This window comes from Aliarcobacter trophiarum LMG 25534, from assembly GCF_003355515.1.
Taxonomy (GTDB): Bacteria; Campylobacterota; Campylobacteria; order Campylobacterales; family Arcobacteraceae; genus Aliarcobacter; species Aliarcobacter trophiarum.
Genome location: NZ_CP031367.1, coordinates 822,255 through 841,701, shown reverse-complemented (window position 1 = coordinate 841,701; position 19,447 = coordinate 822,255). Strand labels below are relative to the sequence as shown.

Below are 19,447 nucleotides of genomic sequence, written 5' to 3'. Positions count from 1 at the left end.
AAGCATGTTAAAAATATTTAGATTTTCTCTTTTATTTTCTCTTAGTTTAAACCTTTTTGCAGATAGTATAAATACAGATTTTATGCAAAAAGATTTCAAAATAACTTTTGAATGGCTAGAAGAAAAACCAAAATCAAGTGCAAAAGATTTTTTTATACTACAATATCTTCAAGATGAAGAGCTAAGCTATGAAAATGCAAAAAAAGCTTACGATATGAGAAATGGAAGAAATGCTTTACTTGATAAAAGTTTCAAGCAAAAATTTAATGAAAAAATATCTCCAGAAGATAGATTTTGTTACAATGCTTCTATCTTAGAACTTAAAAATAGTGATTCTAGATGTATAGCTTTAGGACTTGCTTCTCTTAAAAAAGCTTCTAATTTATCAAAAAGTGACCTTGCCTTTTTTATATCAAAATTGGACACCTACCCTACTTTAAAAAATAATCTTATTCTTATATCTTCAAATGATGTTTTTAAAAAGCTTATAAATAGCTCTAGTGATAAGTTTTTGGAGATTTTTTTTGAAGTTAGTGATGAATATAGATATAAATACTTAAATCAAAATATAAACTCTAATTTCTTGCATAAAATTGCTATTAATAAGGATTTTGAGAAATTTTTAAGAACAGTTATTTATGATAAAAAGTTAAATAATATACAAAAATCTCTTGACAATCTAAAAACAGATAAAACATTAACAGCAAATCTGCAATTTTTACTAGGTATAAATGCAGTAAATAATCGTAAACTAGAAAGTGCAAAAGAGTTTTTTCAAAACTCTTTTGATATAGCATATTTAAGAGGAGAGAAAGATAAAGCACTTTTTTGGCTATATTTACTATCAAAAAACACTCTATATCTTGAAGAATTGACAAAAAGTTTTGAAGCAAACATCTACTCTTTATATGCTAAAGAGATTTTAAATATAGTTCCAGACAATCTTGTTTTTAAAATAGATATGCAGATTAAACCTAGCTCTTATGATATTTATGATGTGTTTAGTTGGTTAGAGGTAACAGAAGATAGTAAAAAAAGTTTAGATGATGAAAAGATGCAAAAATATCTAAATCTTTTTACTCAAAAAAATATGGAGCCTCATTTAGCTTTTCTACTTGAAAGATATAATAGATTTAAAAACCAATATTTTATAACACCTTATGAAGATTTATTAAGTGATTATGGAATATATAAAAAGATTTTAATCTACTCTATTGCAAAACAGGAGAGCAGATTTATTCCATCCTCAATCTCGTTTTCAAGTGCTATGGGAATAATGCAAATAATGCCATTTTTATCAAAAGATATAGCAAATAAATTAGGTGATAACTACAACATATATGAACAGTTTATCCCTGAAAAAAATATACAATATGCAAGTTTTCATCTTGACTCATTAATGAAGCAATTTGATAGTAATCCTCTTTTTATAGCCTATGCATATAATGGTGGAGCTGGATATACTAGAAGTCAATTGAAAAAAGGATTATTTAAAGAGAAATCAGAGTTTGAACCTTTTTTAAGTATGGAGATGATTTCATATAATGAAACAAGAGAGTATGGAAAAAAAGTTTTAGCCAACTTTTATATCTATAATAACTATTTAAATAGTGAGAACAAAATCTCACTATCATCTATTTTTCAAAATTTAGTGTGGCATCACTAGATTTTGGTCTTAGAGTAATTTGTAATTTATCTACAAGTTCCTTATTTGTAAACTTAACCAAATAGTAAGTTCCCCAAAAATTTCTAAGCATCATATCTTGAAATTTTTTATTATCTTTCTCTATTTTTTCCATAGAAAATGGTATCTTTCCATTTAAGCTAAGCTCGTATCCACTTGTTTTAAACTCTTGTTCCTCTTTATTTGGGAAAAATATATATACTAAAAAGTTCTCCTCTTTATCGCTTATTTTTGGGTCAAACTTATTTAAATATGTTGCCATAAATATCGCATCTATCTCATTGTCTTTTACTATATCAGCTTTTTTTGTATTTCTTATAGCAGTTGTCTCAATATCACCTTTATCAAAATATCTAAATGCACTATTTTTTGGTGTACAAGATACAAACATAAGTGAAATAGCAACTAAAAATAAACTTTTTTTCATAAGTTCTCCTAATATTTAAGGTAAAGATTATACAAAAACTACACTTTGAAATATATTTTTGTATAAATAGAGTTTAACAATTCTTTGGATAAAATCCAGCTTATGAATAAAAAAAGATTAGTAGTGGCCTTTTCAGGTCCATCAAATAGTGGAAAAACAACTGCTATTGTTAAAGTTGCAAGTATTTTGCAAGATAGTGGTTTTATGGTGTGTATAATAAAACACGACCCAAAAGATAAAGCGATGTTTGATAGAGAGGGTAAAGACTCTTTTAAATTCTCTCAAACAGGGGCAAATGTTGCTGTTGTAAGCCCAAATAAAACAACAATTTTTAAAAAAGATAGTTCAACAATAGATGAGCTAATAGAGATTTTCAAAGATTTTGATTACCTTTTAGTTGAGGGTTTAAAAACTTTAGAACTTCCTAGAATTTCTATTTTTAGAAATAAGCTTGATGAGAGCTACTTTGATGTTTCAAATGCTTTAGCAATTGATGATAGTATAGATAAAAAGCTTATCCCAAAGAGTTTAGATATTTTGGATTTAAATAATCCTGAAATGATTATACATTGGATTGATAAAAATGCAAAAAGGGTATAAATGCAAGAGATAATAAAAGCTATAGAAGAAGCGAGTATAAAGATAAAACACCTAATAGAAACAGGTGATACTGGAAAATCTCAGAGTGAAAATAGTACAGGAGATACTCAGTTAAAGCTAGATATAGAGAGTGATGAAATAATTGAAAATATTTTTTCAAAAATTCCTAGCATAAAAGCAATTGTAAGTGAAGAGCAAGATAGTATAAAAAACATAAATGAAAATGGTGAATATTTAATAGCTTATGACCCGCTAGATGGTTCATCTTTGGTTGATGTAAACTTAAGTGTTGGTTCAATTTATGGAATCTATAAAAATGATTTCAACGCAAAAAATATTGTAGCCTCAATTTATGTAGTTTTTGGTCCTAGAGTTGAAATGGTTGTAACTATAGATGATGTAAAAATGTATAGACTTTTAGGTGGAGAATTTAAATTTATTCAAAATATTAAACTTAATGAAAAAGGGAAGCTAAATGCTCCAGGTTCTACTCAAAACTGTTGGACACCTTTTCATAAACAGCTAATTGATGATATTTTTAATGATGGTTATAGGCTAAGATATAGTGGTGGAATGGTTCCTGACCTTCACCAAATACTTCTAAAAGGTGGTGGACTTTTTTCATATCCAAGCACAAGTGATAGACCAAAAGGAAAATTACGACAACTATTTGAAGTTTTCCCATTTGCTTTAACTTTTGAAAAAGCTGGTGGAATGGCTGTTGATGGAGAAAAAAGGGTTCTAGAAGTTCCTACAACTCATATTCACGATACAACAGCTTGTTTCTTTGGCTCACAAGTAGAGATTAATAGAGTTTTGGAAGTTTACAGAAAAAATGTCTGAAGAAAAAAAATTGGATATTTGGGAAGAGAAACTAGAGGTTATTTTAAAAGAGTTAAACTCTTGTCAAAATTCAAAAAATTTAAACTCATGTAAACCTTGTAATGAGTTTTTTGAGTGTAATTTGCGAAAAAAATATGTCTTAGCTGTCTATGAGTCTATGAACAAAGGCTCTGGCGGTGGATTTGAATTTTAAGAAAAAAGGGAAAAAATGCAAGAAAATTGTAAAAATGTATATATCACAACTCCAATTTACTATGTAAATGATGTAGCTCATATTGGTCATGCTTATACAACAATTATAGCTGATATGTTAGCTAGATACTCAAGATTAGTTGGTCACAACACTTTTCTTCTAACAGGTACAGATGAACATGGGCAAAAAATTGCTCAAAGTGCAGAAGCTAGGGGAAAAACTCCAAAAGAGTATGCAGATGAAATAAGTGGGAAATTTAAAGCTCTTTGGGATGATTTTGATATAACTTACAATAAATTTATAAGAACAACTGATGAAGATCATAAAATAGGAGTTCAAAAAGCATTTTTACAAATGCATAAAAATAGTGATATCTATAAAGGGGAATATGAAGGATTTTATTGTGTTCCTTGTGAGACATTTTTTCCTGAAACTCAACTAGTAGATGAACAGTTTTGTCCAGAGTGTGGAAGAGCTACAATAGTTGTAAAAGAAGAGAGCTATTTTTTTAAATTATCAAAATATGAAGATAGACTATTAAAATGGTATGAAGAGAACCCTGATTGTATTCTACCAAGAGCCAAAAAAAATGAAATTGTAAATTTTGTAAAAAATGGTTTAAAAGATTTATCAATTTCGAGAACTTCTTTTGATTGGGGTGTAAAACTTCCACTTGAGTTAAATGAACCAAAGCATGTTATGTATGTTTGGCTTGATGCACTTTTAAACTATACAACAGCTTTAGGATATGGTACAGATGATAAAAATATGAACTTTTGGCCAGCGAATATTCACTTAGTTGGAAAAGATATTTTAAGATTTCATGCAATTTATTGGCCAGCATTTCTAATGAGTTTAAATCTACCTCTACCAAAACATATAGCAGCTCATGGTTGGTGGACAAGAGATGGTGAAAAAATGAGTAAATCAAAAGGAAATGTAGTAAATCCAAAAGAGGTTGCAGATGCTTATGGTCTTGATGCTTTTAGATATTTCCTTTTAAGAGAGGTTCCTTTTGGACAAGATGGAGATTTTTCACAAAAAGCACTTTTAGATAGAATAAATTCTGATTTAGGAAATGATTTAGGAAATCTACTAAATAGAATTATGGGAATGAGTGGAAAATATTTTGATTTCAATGTATCTAGTAAAGATGTAGAAAAATTTCACAAAAAAGAGCTAGAAGAAGTAAATAGTATTGTTGATACTCTTGAAAATTACATTTATAATATGCAAATAAACAAATACCTTGAAGAGATTTGGAAGATATTAACAATCGGAAATAAAGCTATAAACGACTATGAACCTTGGAATTTAATAAAAGATGGAAAGAGTGAAGAAGCTATGGCATTAGTAGCTCTAATTACAAATATTATGGCTAAAGTTGCATTGCTTCTAGATAGTGTAATGCCACACAAAATAAAAGATATTTCAAACTGCTTATCTCTTGAAATATCAACAGAAAATTATAACAAATTAATAGTAAATAAAAAACTTTTAGATGATGTAAAAATAACTAAAATAGATGCATTATTTCCAAGAGTTGAGGATATTTTATTAGCTCAACCTGAAGTTTCAGATATTACAATTTTACAAAAAGATGATAGTAAATATGAAGGAAAAGAAGAGTTAGAACCTCTAGATCTTGATGGAATTAATCTTATTACAATTGATAATTTCTTTGGAACAACTATAAAGGTTGGAACTATTATAGACGCTGTTGAAGTACCAAAATCAAGCAAACTCTTAAAGCTTCAAGTTGATTTAGGAGAAAATCGTCCAAGACAAATTGTTGCTGGAATAAAAGAGTTTTATAGTCCAAATGATTTAGTTGGAACTCAAGCTTGTGTAGTTGCAAACTTAAAACCAGCAAAACTAATGGGACTTTTAAGTGAAGGAATGATTCTTGCAGCAAAAGATGAGAGTGGTTTAAGCCTAATAAGACCAGAAAAGCCTAAAAAAATTGGAACAAAAATAAGCTAGTGAAAATCTCATCTTTGATAGATATTGTAGATGGAGAACTTCTTAATTCTCCATCTATCTCTTTTATAAATAGTATAAAAACTGATGCAAAAAAAGTAAAAACCTCTGATTTATTTATAGCAAAAAAGATTGAAGATTTAGAAATAGCTATAGAAAATGGAGCTTATGCAGTTATTTATGAAGACAATTTCCCTATTATTGACAAAGAAGTAGCTTTTATAAAGGTAAAAAATCTAGAGTTAGCCTTAATAAAAATAGCTAGATTTAAATTATCTATTTTAAAAATAGATTCATATTATTGTGAAGATCAAACCTTTGATATGATAAAGCTATATCAAAATAGCTATAAAAAACCTATTTTTTTAATCTCAAAAAATATAGAAAAAGTTTTTAAGTTTATTGATGATATTAAAAATGGTGATATTTTAATCTCAAAAAATCAAAAGCTTTTAGATACCATATACCCAAATAGCAAAAAGTTTGAGAAAAATATAGATAAAAATGATATAAAAAATCTAATAAAACACTCTTTATTTGAACTAAGTTTTTCATATAAAGATATATTCTTTTCAAAATTAAGATTATCTAAACTTTATATAAATAGTTTTATAAATATCTACAATTTTTTTGAAAAAGATTTAGATGTTTCAAAACTAAAGCTATACCAAAATTTTAAAGCAATATTTATTGATAAAAATTTTGAGCCAATAGAGAGTGGGAAGAGTAATAGTTTTATAATTTGTCAAGTAAACGAAAATTTAATTCAAAATGAAATTCATTACCTAAAAGATGAGTTTAAATATGCAAAAACTATATTTATTTCAAAATCTAAAATCTCTTATTTAAAAGAGAGTGAGCAAAAAATTATAAAAAATATTAAAGAGCTAAAACCTATTCTAAAAAACTACAATTTTAACTGTATCTATTTGGTAGGTTTTACATATAAAGAGAGCTTTGAAGCCCTTCAAAACTCCCAAAATTTCAAAACTCTATTTTAATATATTTTTCCAAAAGAACTAACAACTTTTCCTAAAATATTTAGTTCATTTTTATTTAAAACTTGTACTGGATAGTCTTTATTATCTGAAATAATATCCAAAAGCCCATCAACTCTTTTTTGAACTCGCTTTACAAAAAGTCCATAATTCGTTGTAAAAGCATATATTCCATCTCTATTTATATCATTTTTGGTTTTATCGATAAAAATTATATTATTTGAGTTTAATGTTGGTTCCATAGAGTCTCCAATAACATTGATAGCATCTATATTTTTAAGATTCTCTTTTCCTCCTAACATTGATAAAAAACAATCAGGAAGTTCTAAACTTTCACTATTTTCATCACCATCATAAGCTCCTCCTCCAGCACTTACATTCACAGTTGGATAATATTTAACCCAATACCTATCTGTACTATCTATTAATGAATTTGGATTTTGATTATATAAAAGCCAATTTATAGAGATTTTCTTTTTTGCACAAAAATTCAAGATATTCGTATATGGAATTTTTCCTCTATTTTTCATAGTTGCAAAATTTGCTTGAGTTAAATCCAAAGCCTCTGCAACCTCCTTATCAAATACTTTTTTTGTTTTACCATCTGTTTTTAAGATATCTTTTAATTTTATTAAGATTTCATCAACTGCAAACATTTTAATACCTTTTCTGAATTGTTTTTGTAATTATATTACATTATGAAATATTTTTCAACTATTTTTTTATATTTATGATATTTTTTTTCATAAAAAAAAGAAATATATATTTTGTTGTGGAAATCACTCATCTTTCAGAAAGTTTTATATTTTTTTGGATAAAATTTCGCAATTAAAAATTAGAATAGGAATTTGAATTATGTCTAATATTAAAGATACATTAGGTTTAGAAAACGTTGGTACTATATTTAGAAATTCGGATATTGATTTTTTAATCGATTTCGCAGTAAAGAATGAGAAAGCAAAAATCTCTTCAACTGGTGCTTTAATGATTGATACTGGTATATTTACTGGAAGAAGTCCAAAAGATAAATTCTTTGTAAATCAAGACCCATCAAACAAATATATCGCTTGGGGAGAAATCAATAAAAAAGTTTCAAAAGATGTTTATGTCGATTTACTAGCTAACTCAAAAAAACAACTAAGTAACAAAGATATATTTATTACAGATGTATATTGTGGTTCTTCTCTTGATTCAAGACGTGCAGTAAGATTTATTACAGAGGTTGCTTGGCAGGCTCATTTTATACAAAATATGTTTATTCTTCCAACTAAAGAAGAGTTAGAGAACTTCAAACCAGAGTTTACTATATATAATGCCTGTAAAACTGTGGATATGGCATATGCAAGCCATGGCTTACACTCTGAAGTTTATGTTATATTTAATGTTGAAGAAAATGAGGCAATCATTGGTGGAACTTGGTATGCTGGTGAGATGAAAAAAGGTGTTTTCTCTATGATGAACTACTGGCTTCCTCTTGAAGGAAAACTTCCTATGCACTGTTCGGCAAATATTGGAAAAGATGGTGATACTGCACTATTCTTTGGTTTAAGTGGAACAGGAAAAACAACTCTTTCAACAGACCCAAATAGACAACTTATTGGTGATGATGAGCATGGATGGGATGATGAAGGAGTATTTAATTTTGAGGGTGGTTGCTATGCAAAAGTAATTAACCTTGATAAAGATAGTGAACCTGAAATTTATAATGCTATTAAAAAAGGTGCTATTTTAGAAAATGTTGTAGCAGATGAAAATGGTGTTGTTGATTTTGCAAATAAATCAAAAACAGAAAATACTAGAGTATCTTATCCTATAGACCACATAGAAAACCATGCTCCAACTATGAGAGGTGGTCATCCAAAAAATATTATATTCCTTTGTGCTGATGCTTTTGGTGTACTTCCTCCTGTTGCAAAACTTGATAAACAACAAGCCATGTACTACTTTTTAAGTGGATACACTGCAAAAGTGGCTGGAACTGAAAGAGGAATAAATGAGCCAATGGCAACTTTCTCTTCATGTTTTGGAGAAGCATTCTTACCACTAAATCCTACAGTTTATGCAGAACTTTTAGGTAAAAAAATAGACAAACATAATGTAAATGTATTTTTGGTAAATACAGGATGGACAGGTGGTCCTTATGATGTAGGAAAAAGAATGAGTATTAAAAATACAAGAGCTTGTATAAATGCTATTTTAGATGGTTCTATAAATGACTCTGAATTCCAAAATATGACTATTTTTAATCTTCAAATTCCAAAAACTTTAAAAGGTGTAGATACTCATGTATTAACTCCTAGATATACATGGAGTGACCCTTTAGAGTATGATAAAGCTAAAAGAAAACTAGCAGAGATGTATATTGAAAACTTTAAAAAATACTTAACTTTAGAGAGTGAGTATGATTTTACAGCAGCTGGTCCTCAACTATAATCTTCTATAATTTAAGGTAAAAAGGCTAAGGATATTTATCCTTAGCCTTTTTTATTATAAATCTATTTAACTCTTATTTAAAAGATTAATGAAAGAGAATCTATCTTGTACATCTAGTTTTAAATAGATATTTTTAATATGTGTTTTAACTGTATTTATAGATAGCTTTAACTCTTCACTAATTTTTGTATTTGAGTATCCATCTTTTAATAATAATGCAACTTGTTGCTCAGCTTTTGATAGATGATTTAAAATATCTTTTTGTTTTAAACTAGCACTATTTAATTTATTTAGAATCTCCATAGTTATATCTGGTATCAACCAAATTAAGCCATTATTTATTGTCTCAATAGCAGATTTCAGATAAATATCATTCATCATACTATTTCCATAACCATGAACACCTAGTAACAACCAATTTTGTGCATTAATAAGTTTTGGACTACTCTCTAATACTAAAATTTTATTTCTATTTTTCAGTAATGTTTCAATAGTCTCTTCTTCTTTATCAAGATTTACAGATGTATTTATAATCACAAGATGCTCTTGTAATTTAAGTAATTCTTCACTATTTTTTATAAACGTCAAATTATAATCAATAAGACTATTTTTTATCCTATCACAATCTATATTTAGATTTGTATATAAAGCAACTTTTTTCATAATGTTTCCCCCTTTTTTTATACTATCTCTCTGTGAATGTATATGTCTTTGTTTTTAATATAGGTTTTAAAATATAATCAAGAACACTCTTTTTACCAGTTAAAATATCAACATCTGCTATCATCCCTGGGATTATATGTTTTTGATTTTTCTCTTCACCAATATAGTTTTTCTCTGTTTCAATTCTTACAATATAAAATGTTTTTTCATCTTTTTCAACTATTGTATCAGGACTTATATTTATTACTTTTCCATCAAGCCCACCAAAAATAGAGAAATCAAATGCAGAAAACTTCACAATCGCTTTTTGTCCTTGGTATATAAAGGCTATATCTTTTGGTAGTATTTTTACTTCAACAATTAATTTATGATCAGTTGGAACTATTTCCAACAAATCTTGAGCAGGCTTAATACTTCCTCCAAGAGTATTTATGTGAAGTTTTTGAACAATTCCATTCGATGGTGATTTTACAATAGTTCTAGCAACTTGATCTGTAGAAGCAAGCTTATTTGCTTCTACCTCTTTTAGTTGATTAAATACTTCATTTAGTTTTTCCCTAATTTGAGTATCATTTATCTCATTTGTCTCATCAATCTTTTTGTTTAACTCTTTTATCTCTGAGTTTATTTTATCCACTGAAAACATAGCACTTGAGAGCTTATTTTTAGCATCACTCTCTTCTCTTTGAAGTTTAAGGAAATCTACTTGTGATCTAATACCTCTTTCAACCATAGGCTTAGTCATAGTTACCTCTTTTGAAATAGCACCAACACTAAACTTTAAATGTTCAATAGTTTGCTTTGTATCTTTTAAATCATTCTCTTTTTGTTTTATCTGCTCTTTTAATATAGATATTTTAGACTCTAGCTGTTTTTGGTTTGTGATAAAAAGCTCATTTTCATTATCTAAAAACTCATTTAACGCTTCATTTTCACCTTTTATATACTCAAAAGGAATATCTTTTAAGTCAGCTTCCAATCTTCTTATTTGTGCTTCAAGATAGTATGATTTTAGCTCATTTGACATAGCTGTACTTGTACCTTTTTCATTTGAAATACGAACTAAAATTTGGTCCTTTTCTACTATATCACCCTCTCTTACCAAAATCTCTTGTACAATTCCACCTTCAAGATTTTGTACAATCTGATTTTGTCCACTAGGAACTACTTTTCCATTTCCTCTTGCAATCTCATCAATCTCAGCAAAAGCAGCCCAAACTATAAAAATAAAAATAGTTATACAAAAAGAGATTAAAACCCAATGAAGCTTTTTAGATGAACTAAAAACAACTGCTGCACTCAAACTTTTCATATATTCATAATCATTCTTATTTAGTGGTGTCTTTGGAAGTTTCAAATTATCTTTATCATTAAATAACCTAAAAATCTCTTTCAATCTAATTATTTCAGGGCTATTAAAAAAATCTTTTATTTTATTCATTATTTTCACCACCATTTGAGAGTATCTTAATAATTTCATCTTTTGGACCATCTAAAACTTTTTGCCCAAAATTCATAACAATAATTCTATCAGTTAAATCAACCATACTCATTTTTTGTGTAACTAGCAACAAAGTTTTCCCATCTATTTTTGACATTAAATTACGTAAAACTATACTTTCTGTTGTTTGATCCATAGCATTTGTAGGTTCATCAAACATCCAAATATCAGAGTTATTTATCAAAGCTCTTCCTATTCCTACACTTTGTCTTTGACCTCCACTAAGCCCAGCACCTCTTTCACCTAAAGGCATATCATAACCAGCAGGATGCATTCTTACAAACTCATCTGTTCCACTTATTCTTGAGCATTCAAGCATCCATTCATCATCTATGAATTTGTGAATTCCTAAAATGTTTTGCTTTATTGTTCCTCCAAAAAGGTGTATATCTTGTGGTACATAGCTAATACCTTTTCTCAAATCAGCTGGATCGATTTGAGATATATCTATTCCATCAATTAAAATGTGCCCCTCTTCTGGTTCATATAGTTTTAAAATTAGTTTTGCAATAGTTGATTTTCCACTTCCAATTCTTCCTATAAATGCAACTTTTTCGCCCTCTTTTATGGTAAAACTTACATTTCTTAGAGCATAAGCTTCACTGTTTGGATACTTAAAACTCACATTTCTAAACTCAATATTTCCATTTAAGCTTGTTTTTTTAACAAACTCTTTTGATAGTGGTCTATCTTGTGGTTTATTTACAATATCATCCAACATTTTAAAAGATTGTTTAGTATCTTCATAGTTTGTAATTAAAGAAACTATTTGCCCCATTGGTGCAATTGCCCTACCTGATAAAATCATAGTTGCAATTAAACCTCCCATTGTAAGTTGAAAATCTTGAATTAAATAAACTCCAAAAACAACAATTAAAACCGTGTTTAATCCAGTTAAAAGCCCTGTTACTGTTGGAATAGAAGCTGATATTAATTTTGATTTCAGACCTTTATTTGCTATCTCTCCTGTGCTCTCTTCCCAAGAGAATTGAATATTTCCAGCCATTCCTTGTGCTTTTATTGTCTCTATATTATTTAAACTTTCTATCAAAATACCATTTTTCTTTGCACTTGCTTCATAAGTTGCTTCAATACTTTTTTTAAGTGGGTCTTTTATTATTTTTGCATAAATTACTATTAGTATAATAATAAAAATTGGAACAATCACCAACCAACCACCTAAATATGCAATAACACATAAAAATAGTATTGCAAAAGGAAAATCAATTAATACATTTAAAGTTGAACTAGTTAAAAATCCTCTTACGCTATCAAAACTTTTAAGATTATTTGCAAAACTTCCAACAGATTTTGGATGCTCACTTAATTTCATATCTAAAACTTTTTCAAAAATAATTGAAGACATTATAATATCACTTTTTTTCCCAGCCATTTCTAAGAAATAAGTTCTAGTAAACTTTAATACTGCATCAAGAATAAATACAACAACAATACCAATAGTAAAAACAAGAAGTGTCTCTTGTGCATTATTTGGAATAACCCTATCATAAACATTCATAGTAAAAAGTGGAGTTGCTAATACAAAAAGGTTTATTAAAATTGAAGCTATTATACAATCAATATAGATCTTCCTTGAAAAGCCCAAAGTACTCCAAAACCAGTGTTTTTGATTATCAATTGCTAGGGTTTTTTTACCATTATAATTATTATTGTTATCATATTCATACACTTTTTTAAGCATAAAAGCATAGCCTAAATACTCATCTTCAAGTTTTTCTACATCTACCCACTCTTCAAGAGGGTCATCAAGTCCAGCAAAAATTATCTTTGCTTTTGTTCTATCTTCATTAAAAGAGTCTAAAATACAGCTATTCTCATTTGATAAAAGTAGTATTACTGGAAGTTGTATATTTAAAATATCTTTGATAGGTTTTTCAACAATAGTTGTTTTAAGACCAGCTCTAGCAGCTGCTCTACTAAACATAGATTTAGAACTATTTTTTGAAAATAGGAGCTGATCTGCTTCATTATTACCAAGAGGTAATCCCTGAAGCAAAGATTCGGCTGAAAATGGCTTGTGAAAAAGCCTAGTATAAAGGACTAAACTGTCCAGTAAAGTATCGTTTTTTCTTAAGCTTTTATTTACCATTATCTATCAATTCTCCCTTATTTTACATTTTATTTATTCTATCTATTTTTTATTAAAATTGCTTCTATTCTTCTATTTGTAGCTCTTCCATCTTCTGTATCATTGCTTACAATTGGTTCTTCAAAACCTTTTCCAATAGCTATAATTCTAGTAGATGCAACTCCATTTTCAACCAAAATATCTTTTACGGCATTTGCTCTTTTTGTAGATAAATCAAGATTGTACTCTGCACTATTTTTTTGTCCACTATTTATACCTTTACTTGCATGTCCACTGATTTGAGTATTAAACTCTTCATTATCTACTAAATATTTAGCAAAGGCTTTAACTTTATCTATGCTATCTCCTATAACCTTATCACTATCATTTTCAAATAGTACTTCAAGATTTATAGTATTTTGGCAACCTTTCTCATTTACCATTTGACCTTTTGGAGTATTTAAACACTCATCAAACTCATTTATAACTCCATCAGCATCGTTGTCATTTCCAAATGAATTACTTTTTGGAACATATAAAGCAATAGCAACAATGTCATTTAGTTTTTTATCACCTCTTACAGTCTGCAAATAAACTCTATCAAAATCTGCTCTTGATTGAGTAACTAAAATCTTCTCATCTACACCTTTTCCTATAAGCTCAGTTTTAAGACTATTTGCATACTCTAAACCTTTATCAAAACTCTCATTTTTATCTTTTGTTGCTCTTGTATTTCCTATTAGAGTTACAACTGCATTTGTACCGTTGTACTCTTTGAGTTTTTTTGATATTTCATCTATTTTTGCTTCATCTTTACTATTCATATTTATAAAGTCAAATCTTTTTATCATATCAAAATCACCATACATCAAATGTTTATCTAAAGAAGTTGATTCAATATTTTTATTTGCTACAACATTAAACTCATAATCATAAAGCCCTTTTTTGTTCTCTTTTTTTGGACTATTTTCACTATAAGCTAATACACTATTTATATATTCTCCACTTGTCATATTAAATTTTTTTTCATTTTCAATAGGACATCCATCTATTCCAACAACTGCACCAAATGGAGTATCAGGACACTTATCTTTATCATCACTTATTCCATCAAAATCACTATCTTTTTTCTCTTTATTACAACCATCTGGCATAATATTGTTGTTTCCTCTAACTGAGTTATCACAAATATCAAGATGATCTACAACTCCATCTTTATCAACATCTAAAAGTACAGGAATTTCATCTTTTGCTAAATCAAGTGGATTTGTAGTTGTTTTTATAATTTTTGCATAATCCTTCTCATCTAAAACTGAACCAACAAGCATTCCCATTGCATCCAAAATTCTATATTGTGCAAAAAGCCTATCCATTTGTGCATTTATTATTTGTGCTTTAGAGCTTATTAAATCATTTTGAGCCGATAAAAGGTCAAGTAAAGTTCTTCTACCCATCTCATACTCACTTTGATAACTAGTAAGTGTCTCTTCTGAATACTCATAATACTTATATAGCTCAGTTAGTTGTTTTCCTAACATTTCATAAGCACTCCATGATAACTCTAAACCTTCAATAGTCTGTCTTTTCAAATCTCTTTGAAGCTCTATCTCTTTATTTATTGTACTTCTGCTCTTTTGTAAATCAGCACTATGAGCTCCACCTTTAAATAAATTCCAATTTAAAACAGCATAAATTCTTTGTCTATCATCAGCACTATCATATCCATTTTCTTTAGTGTAGTCATTAAAAACCTGTTCAGCTTCTATATCAACTGTTGGCATAAATTTACTTTTTTTCTCTCTATAAAGTGCTTGAGCTCCTTTTATATTATAACTACTCACTATCATAGAAGGGTTATTTTGTATTGCTACCATAGTAGCTCTCTCTTTACTCTCAGGCATTGCTAAATCTAACTTTGGAACTTCAAGAGTTCCTACATTTACACCTCTTCCAAAAAGCCTCTTAAATTTAAACTCTTTATCCATAGTATTATTTTGTTGAACAACCATATTTGAGTTTGCTAAAGATAAAGAGGCATATATTTTTGTCATCTCAGATTTTGTTGTAAGTCCTTGGTCATACAAAGATTGTACATCTTCATAAATTTTTTTATTTATAGCAACATTATCCTTTGCATTTTGCAATAATTGATAACTTCTTAGTAAATCAATATATGCTCCTGTCATCTGAAAGGAGATATCATTTGCATTTTCTAAATAGTGATAAGCTGCACCAAAAACTCTTGTTTCTTGATAATTGATTTTTTCAGTAGTACTAAATCCATTAAAAATATTTTGTGTAAGTTTTAATGAGTTTGTATAATGACTATATGAAACATCTCTAGCTGTATGATTAAAACTAGAGTTTCCACTATCTTTTAGATCTCCACCATTGTTTCTTCCTATAGTTCCTCTATAGTCTAAAGAAGGCATCCATTCAGATTTTGCAATATTTAAATCTTCTCTTGTTTCATTTAAATTTTTGAGTCTTTCTTGAACCACTGGATTTGTATCTAACACTTCATTTAATGTCTCTTTTAAAGTTAATGCATTTGCATTAATACCTAGTAAGCAAATAGCACTTGCAGCTATACTTTTGATATTTTTTTCATAAAACAATTTTTATCCCCTTTCTAATATACTAAGAATTTAAGCGAAATTGTATCAAATTTAATTTAAGATATTATTTTTATATTATATAATTTTATAAATATCTGATTTATAAACATCTATTAATATTAATAACTTTTATTAACCCATATATATTTTTAAATCTTCAAAAAAAACCAATAATAAATTTAAATCTAATTTCAACTTTGATACAATGTAAGACATTTTTACCAAAGGATTTTTTATAAAAACTTTTCAAAATTTACAATTAAATGAGAATATTTTAAAAGCAATTGATGATTTAGGGTATATTCATCCAACTGCTATTCAAGAAAAAGCTATACCTATTGCTCTATTAAAAAGGGATATTATTGGTATTGCAAAGAGTGGAACTGGTAAAAGTTGTGCATTTTTACTTCCTATTTTAGAAGATTTATTAAAGAGAGAAAATAAAAATAATAGTATTCTAAGAGCATTAATTTTAGTTCCAACAAGAGAGTTAGCAAAGCAAATAACACAAGCAATAGATGATTATTCAAAATATTTAGATATTAAAAGAGTTGCCGTATTTGGTGGAATTTCAAACAAAGAACAAGTAAGAAAATTATCAAATGGTGTTGATATTGTAGTTGCAACAACTGGAAGATTACTTGAACATATAAAAAATAATACTATAAATCTCTCAAGTGTAGAAAAAGTTGTAATAGATGAGCTTGATACAATGCTTGATATGGGATTTTTAGAAGAGATTGAGCAGATTTTACCATATATTGGGAAAAATCGACAAATCTCAATGTTTAGTGCAACAATAAACTCAAATATAAAAAAACTTGCAAAAGAGTTTCTAAAAGATCCAGTTGTAATTGAAGTTACAAACCAAAGAGATCATGTTGAAAAAATTGAACATCAAATAGTCCTTGTAGATGAAGATAACAAAAGCGAACTTCTATCATATTTAATAGGTTCAAAAAATATATCTCAAGTATTAGTTTTTGTAAATAGAAAACTAGAAGCTGATGATTTAGTAAAAAACCTAAATCTTGATGGATTAAAATCATCTTGTATTCATGGGGATATAAGACAAAGTTCAAGAGCCTTAGCTCTTAGAAAGTTTAAAGAAAAAGAGCTTAGAGTTTTAGTTTGTACTGATATTGCAGCAAGAGGAATTGATATAGAAAACCTTCCTTGTGTAGTAAATTTTTCTCTACCTGAGACTATAAATGACTTCACTCATAGAGTTGGAAGAACAGCACGTGCTGGAAATGATGGAGTTGCTATAACACTTTTAAGTGTAAAAGATTATAAACTTATGAATGAGATTGAAAAAGAGTTAATGCTTCAAATTCCAAGAGTTGAACTAGTTGATTTTCCTACTAAAGAGAAAAAACCAAGAACAAAAACAAGAGAAAAGAAATCTATAAAAGATAAAAAAATTGAAGCAAAGCAAAGAGATAGTAAAGATAAAACAAAAACTAAAAAACCAAATAAAACTAAATTTAGAAAAACTACAAAAAGAGGTTAAAACTATGAAAAACAAAAATTTTAAAACTTTTAAAGAGTTAGCAAAAACTGGAGGTTTAGCTACCTTCCTAATTTTAGGCTTAAATGCTTGTAATGACAACTCAAACCAAAATCAAGCAAATAACAATACAATCTCAGAGGCTTCAAAACAAGAAGGTGCTTTTGTAATAATTGAGCAAAGTAGCGATGGAAAATATAAAATTGCTGAAGAGTTTCCAGCAGCAAAAACTACAATAGTTCTTAGAAATCCAGATGGAACAGAGAGAATTTTATCTCAAGATGAGATTAATAAACTAGTAAAAGAAGAAGAGGCAAAAATAGATGCAGGAACATCACCTCTTACAAATCCTGAAATGAGTAGTGGAGGAATGGGATTAGGTGGAGTTTTATTATCTTCAATAGCAGGGGCAATGATTGGTTCATGGCTTGGAAATAAACTATTTAATAATCAAAATTTCCAAAACCAAAAAGCAGCTCAATACAAATCTCCACAAACTTATAGCAAATCTCAAAGTTCATTTAATAAACCAGCTAGTAGCTCAACAGGGGCAGGAAAACAAAGTGGTTTCTTTGGAAATAATAATAAATCTACTCAAAACAATAGTAGTAGAACTACAAGTCAAAGTACAGGAGGTTAATTATGAAATTAGAAAAGATTAAACCTCTAGATAAAGAGTACTTAGAGAGTATTGGTTTTACATGGCATACAGATAGTGATGATAGCTCTTATATTGCAAATGAGTTGGTAGAAATTAGTGAAAAAGAAGCAAATTCTTACTACGAAGCAACAAATGAGCTTTATGAGATGTTTATAGAAGCAGGTCAATTTGTGATAGATAATGAGCTTTTTCATGAATTAAATATTCCGTTTAACTTAGTTGAGATTATAAAAGAGTCATGGGAAAATGATGTTCATTGGCATTTGTACTCAAGATTTGATTTAGCTGGTGGTATAGATAATAAACCTATAAAACTAATCGAATTTAATGCAGATACTCCTACTTCAGTTTTTGAAACAGCTATAGTACAATGGGCAATGTTAAAACAAAATAACTTAAAAGAAGAGGCTCAATTCAATAATCTATATGATGCTTTAAAAGATAATTTTAAACGAATTATAACTTTAAATAGTGATATTGATAAATTTGAAGAGTATTACTCAAATTTAGGTTGGAAAATCCTGTTTTCTAGTATTTCAAGTTCTAGTGAAGATATAAATACTACAAAACTTCTACAACATATTGCAAATGAAGCTGGGTTTAATACTGATTTTGAATTTATTGAAAATGTACAATTTAGTGATGATGGAATATTTAAAGATGATGAGCTTTTTGAGTTTTGGTTCAAACTTATTCCTTGGGAAGATATAGCTATACAAGAGAGCTCTTTAGCACTTTTATTAACAGAAATTGTAAAAGAGAAAAAAGCAATTATATTTAATCCCGCATATACTTTAATATTCCAATCAAAGGCATTTATGAAAATTTTATGGGACTTATTCCCAAATCACCCTCTTTTACTTGAAACATCATTTGAACCTCTAAAAGGTAAAAAATATGTAGAGAAAAAGGCGTTTGGTAGAGAAGGTTCAAATGTCAAAATTGTAAATAGTGATGGCTCTATTGATCTTGAAACTTTTGGTGATTATGAGGGTCATAAATCTATTTATCAAGAGTATATAGAGTTTCCACAAGATGAAAATGGTGAATTTTATCAAGCTGGAGTTTTCTACTCTTATGAAGCTTGTGCTCTAGGTTTTAGAAGAGGTGGTAAGATTTTAAATAATATGTCAAAATTTGTAGGACATATTATAAAATAGATAAGTAAAAACTTATCTATTTCTAAACCTCTACTTTTAATAATTTATTTTTCCAAAAATTTTCATAATTCTCACTTTTATTTCACT

The 19,447-nt window shown here is 28.2% G+C and carries 16 protein-coding genes; 10 read left to right on the top strand and 6 right to left on the bottom strand.

Annotation, left to right across the window (positions count from 1 at the left end):
• Nucleotides 1–4: 4 nt before the first annotated feature.
• Nucleotides 5–1,666, top strand: a complete 1,662-nt coding sequence (locus tag ATR_RS04380) for a lytic transglycosylase domain-containing protein (protein WP_115428262.1) — start codon at nt 5–7, stop codon at nt 1,664–1,666.
• Here the strand turns inward: ATR_RS04380 and ATR_RS04375 are convergent.
• Nucleotides 1,635–2,111, bottom strand: a complete 477-nt coding sequence (locus ATR_RS04375) for a hypothetical protein (RefSeq protein WP_115428261.1) — start codon at nt 2,109–2,111, stop codon at nt 1,635–1,637. The genes ATR_RS04380 and ATR_RS04375 overlap by 32 nt on opposite strands.
• A gap of 102 nt (nt 2,112–2,213) precedes the next feature.
• Here ATR_RS04375 and mobB point away from each other — a divergent pair, with 102 nt between their 5' ends.
• Genes mobB through ATR_RS04350 form a run of 5 tightly spaced genes read left to right on the top strand, consistent with a single transcriptional unit; the run spans nt 2,214 to nt 6,728 of the window.
• A complete protein-coding gene (gene mobB / locus ATR_RS04370) occupies nt 2,214–2,711 on the top strand; it encodes a molybdopterin-guanine dinucleotide biosynthesis protein B (RefSeq protein ID WP_115428260.1) in 498 nt (165 codons plus the stop codon).
• Complete coding sequence (locus ATR_RS04365) at nt 2,712–3,554, top strand: class 1 fructose-bisphosphatase (protein WP_115428259.1); 843 nt, start codon at nt 2,712–2,714, stop codon at nt 3,552–3,554.
• Nucleotides 3,547–3,747 carry a hypothetical protein gene (locus ATR_RS04360; RefSeq protein ID WP_115428258.1) on the top strand — a complete coding sequence of 67 codons (201 nt, stop codon included), beginning with the start codon at nt 3,547–3,549 and terminating at the stop codon, nt 3,745–3,747. Before ATR_RS04365 ends, ATR_RS04360 begins: the two co-directional genes overlap by 8 nt.
• Before the next feature lie 15 nt (nt 3,748–3,762).
• Nucleotides 3,763–5,730 carry a methionine--tRNA ligase gene (gene metG, locus ATR_RS04355; RefSeq protein WP_115428257.1) on the top strand — a complete coding sequence of 656 codons (1,968 nt, stop codon included), beginning with the start codon at nt 3,763–3,765 and terminating at the stop codon, nt 5,728–5,730.
• The gene (locus tag ATR_RS04350; protein WP_115428256.1) at nt 5,730–6,728 is read left to right on the top strand and encodes a peptidoglycan synthetase; all 999 of its coding nucleotides are present in this window, start codon (nt 5,730–5,732) and stop codon (nt 6,726–6,728) included. Before metG ends, ATR_RS04350 begins: the two co-directional genes overlap by 1 nt.
• On the opposite strand, the gene ATR_RS04345 is transcribed toward ATR_RS04350, so the two are convergent.
• Nucleotides 6,725–7,381 carry a S24 family peptidase gene (locus ATR_RS04345; RefSeq protein WP_115428255.1) on the bottom strand — a complete coding sequence of 219 codons (657 nt, stop codon included), beginning with the start codon at nt 7,379–7,381 and terminating at the stop codon, nt 6,725–6,727. The two genes, ATR_RS04350 and ATR_RS04345, sit on opposite strands and share 4 nt — an antisense overlap.
• A gap of 199 nt (nt 7,382–7,580) precedes the next feature.
• On the opposite strand from ATR_RS04345, the gene pckA reads away from it, so the two are divergent.
• Nucleotides 7,581–9,158: a phosphoenolpyruvate carboxykinase (ATP) gene (pckA, locus tag ATR_RS04340; protein WP_115428254.1), complete on the top strand. Its 1,578-nt coding sequence runs from the start codon at nt 7,581–7,583 to the stop codon at nt 9,156–9,158.
• Between the two features lie 66 nt (nt 9,159–9,224).
• On the opposite strand, the gene ATR_RS04335 is transcribed toward pckA, so the two are convergent.
• Genes ATR_RS04335 through ATR_RS04320 form a run of 4 tightly spaced genes read right to left on the bottom strand, consistent with a single transcriptional unit; the run spans nt 9,225 to nt 16,029 of the window.
• The gene (locus ATR_RS04335; protein WP_115428253.1) at nt 9,225–9,821 is read right to left on the bottom strand and encodes a LuxR C-terminal-related transcriptional regulator; all 597 of its coding nucleotides are present in this window, start codon (nt 9,819–9,821) and stop codon (nt 9,225–9,227) included.
• Nucleotides 9,822–9,843: 22 nt separating this feature from the next.
• Entirely contained in the window at nt 9,844–11,262 is a 1,419-nt protein-coding gene (locus ATR_RS04330; protein WP_228254252.1) for an HlyD family type I secretion periplasmic adaptor subunit, read from the bottom strand.
• The gene (locus tag ATR_RS04325; RefSeq protein ID WP_115428251.1) at nt 11,255–13,432 is read right to left on the bottom strand and encodes a type I secretion system permease/ATPase; all 2,178 of its coding nucleotides are present in this window, start codon (nt 13,430–13,432) and stop codon (nt 11,255–11,257) included. Before ATR_RS04325 ends, ATR_RS04330 begins: the two co-directional genes overlap by 8 nt.
• 38 nt (nt 13,433–13,470) lie before the next feature.
• Nucleotides 13,471–16,029 (bottom strand): TolC family outer membrane protein, encoded by a 2,559-nt coding sequence (locus ATR_RS04320; RefSeq protein WP_115428250.1) that lies wholly within the window; start codon nt 16,027–16,029, stop codon nt 13,471–13,473.
• Between the two features lie 214 nt (nt 16,030–16,243).
• Between ATR_RS04320 and ATR_RS04315 the strand changes: the two genes are divergently transcribed.
• The 3 genes from ATR_RS04315 to ATR_RS04305 are packed head-to-tail and all read left to right on the top strand — an operon-like array spanning nt 16,244 to nt 19,360.
• Nucleotides 16,244–17,542, top strand: a complete 1,299-nt coding sequence (locus ATR_RS04315; protein ID WP_306461032.1) for a DEAD/DEAH box helicase — start codon at nt 16,244–16,246, stop codon at nt 17,540–17,542.
• A 4-nt stretch (nt 17,543–17,546) separates the two neighbouring features.
• On the top strand, nt 17,547–18,179 hold the full coding sequence (locus ATR_RS04310) for a UPF0323 family lipoprotein (RefSeq protein WP_115429414.1): 633 nt from the start codon (nt 17,547–17,549) through the stop codon (nt 18,177–18,179).
• A 2-nt stretch (nt 18,180–18,181) separates the two neighbouring features.
• Entirely contained in the window at nt 18,182–19,360 is a 1,179-nt protein-coding gene (locus ATR_RS04305) for a glutathionylspermidine synthase family protein (RefSeq protein WP_115428248.1), read from the top strand.
• The last annotated feature ends 87 nt before the right edge of the window (nt 19,361–19,447 follow it).

What these genes read in the sequence shown, in the direction of transcription:
- ATR_RS04380 (WP_115428262.1), top strand. Translation starts at nt 5, where the DNA reads ATGTTAAAAATATTTAGATTTTCTCTTTTATTTTCTCTTAGTTTAAAC.
- ATR_RS04375 (WP_115428261.1), bottom strand. Translation starts at nt 2,111, where the DNA reads ATGAAAAAAAGTTTATTTTTAGTTGCTATTTCACTTATGTTTGTATCT.
- mobB (WP_115428260.1), top strand. Translation starts at nt 2,214, where the DNA reads ATGAATAAAAAAAGATTAGTAGTGGCCTTTTCAGGTCCATCAAATAGT.
- ATR_RS04365 (WP_115428259.1), top strand. Translation starts at nt 2,712, where the DNA reads ATGCAAGAGATAATAAAAGCTATAGAAGAAGCGAGTATAAAGATAAAA.
- ATR_RS04360 (WP_115428258.1), top strand. Translation starts at nt 3,547, where the DNA reads ATGTCTGAAGAAAAAAAATTGGATATTTGGGAAGAGAAACTAGAGGTT.
- metG (WP_115428257.1), top strand. Translation starts at nt 3,763, where the DNA reads ATGCAAGAAAATTGTAAAAATGTATATATCACAACTCCAATTTACTAT.
- ATR_RS04345 (WP_115428255.1), bottom strand. Translation starts at nt 7,381, where the DNA reads ATGTTTGCAGTTGATGAAATCTTAATAAAATTAAAAGATATCTTAAAA.
- pckA (WP_115428254.1), top strand. Translation starts at nt 7,581, where the DNA reads ATGTCTAATATTAAAGATACATTAGGTTTAGAAAACGTTGGTACTATA.
- ATR_RS04335 (WP_115428253.1), bottom strand. Translation starts at nt 9,821, where the DNA reads ATGAAAAAAGTTGCTTTATATACAAATCTAAATATAGATTGTGATAGG.
- ATR_RS04330 (WP_228254252.1), bottom strand. Translation starts at nt 11,262, where the DNA reads ATGAATAAAATAAAAGATTTTTTTAATAGCCCTGAAATAATTAGATTG.
- ATR_RS04325 (WP_115428251.1), bottom strand. Translation starts at nt 13,432, where the DNA reads ATGGTAAATAAAAGCTTAAGAAAAAACGATACTTTACTGGACAGTTTA.
- ATR_RS04310 (WP_115429414.1), top strand. Translation starts at nt 17,547, where the DNA reads ATGAAAAACAAAAATTTTAAAACTTTTAAAGAGTTAGCAAAAACTGGA.
- ATR_RS04305 (WP_115428248.1), top strand. Translation starts at nt 18,182, where the DNA reads ATGAAATTAGAAAAGATTAAACCTCTAGATAAAGAGTACTTAGAGAGT.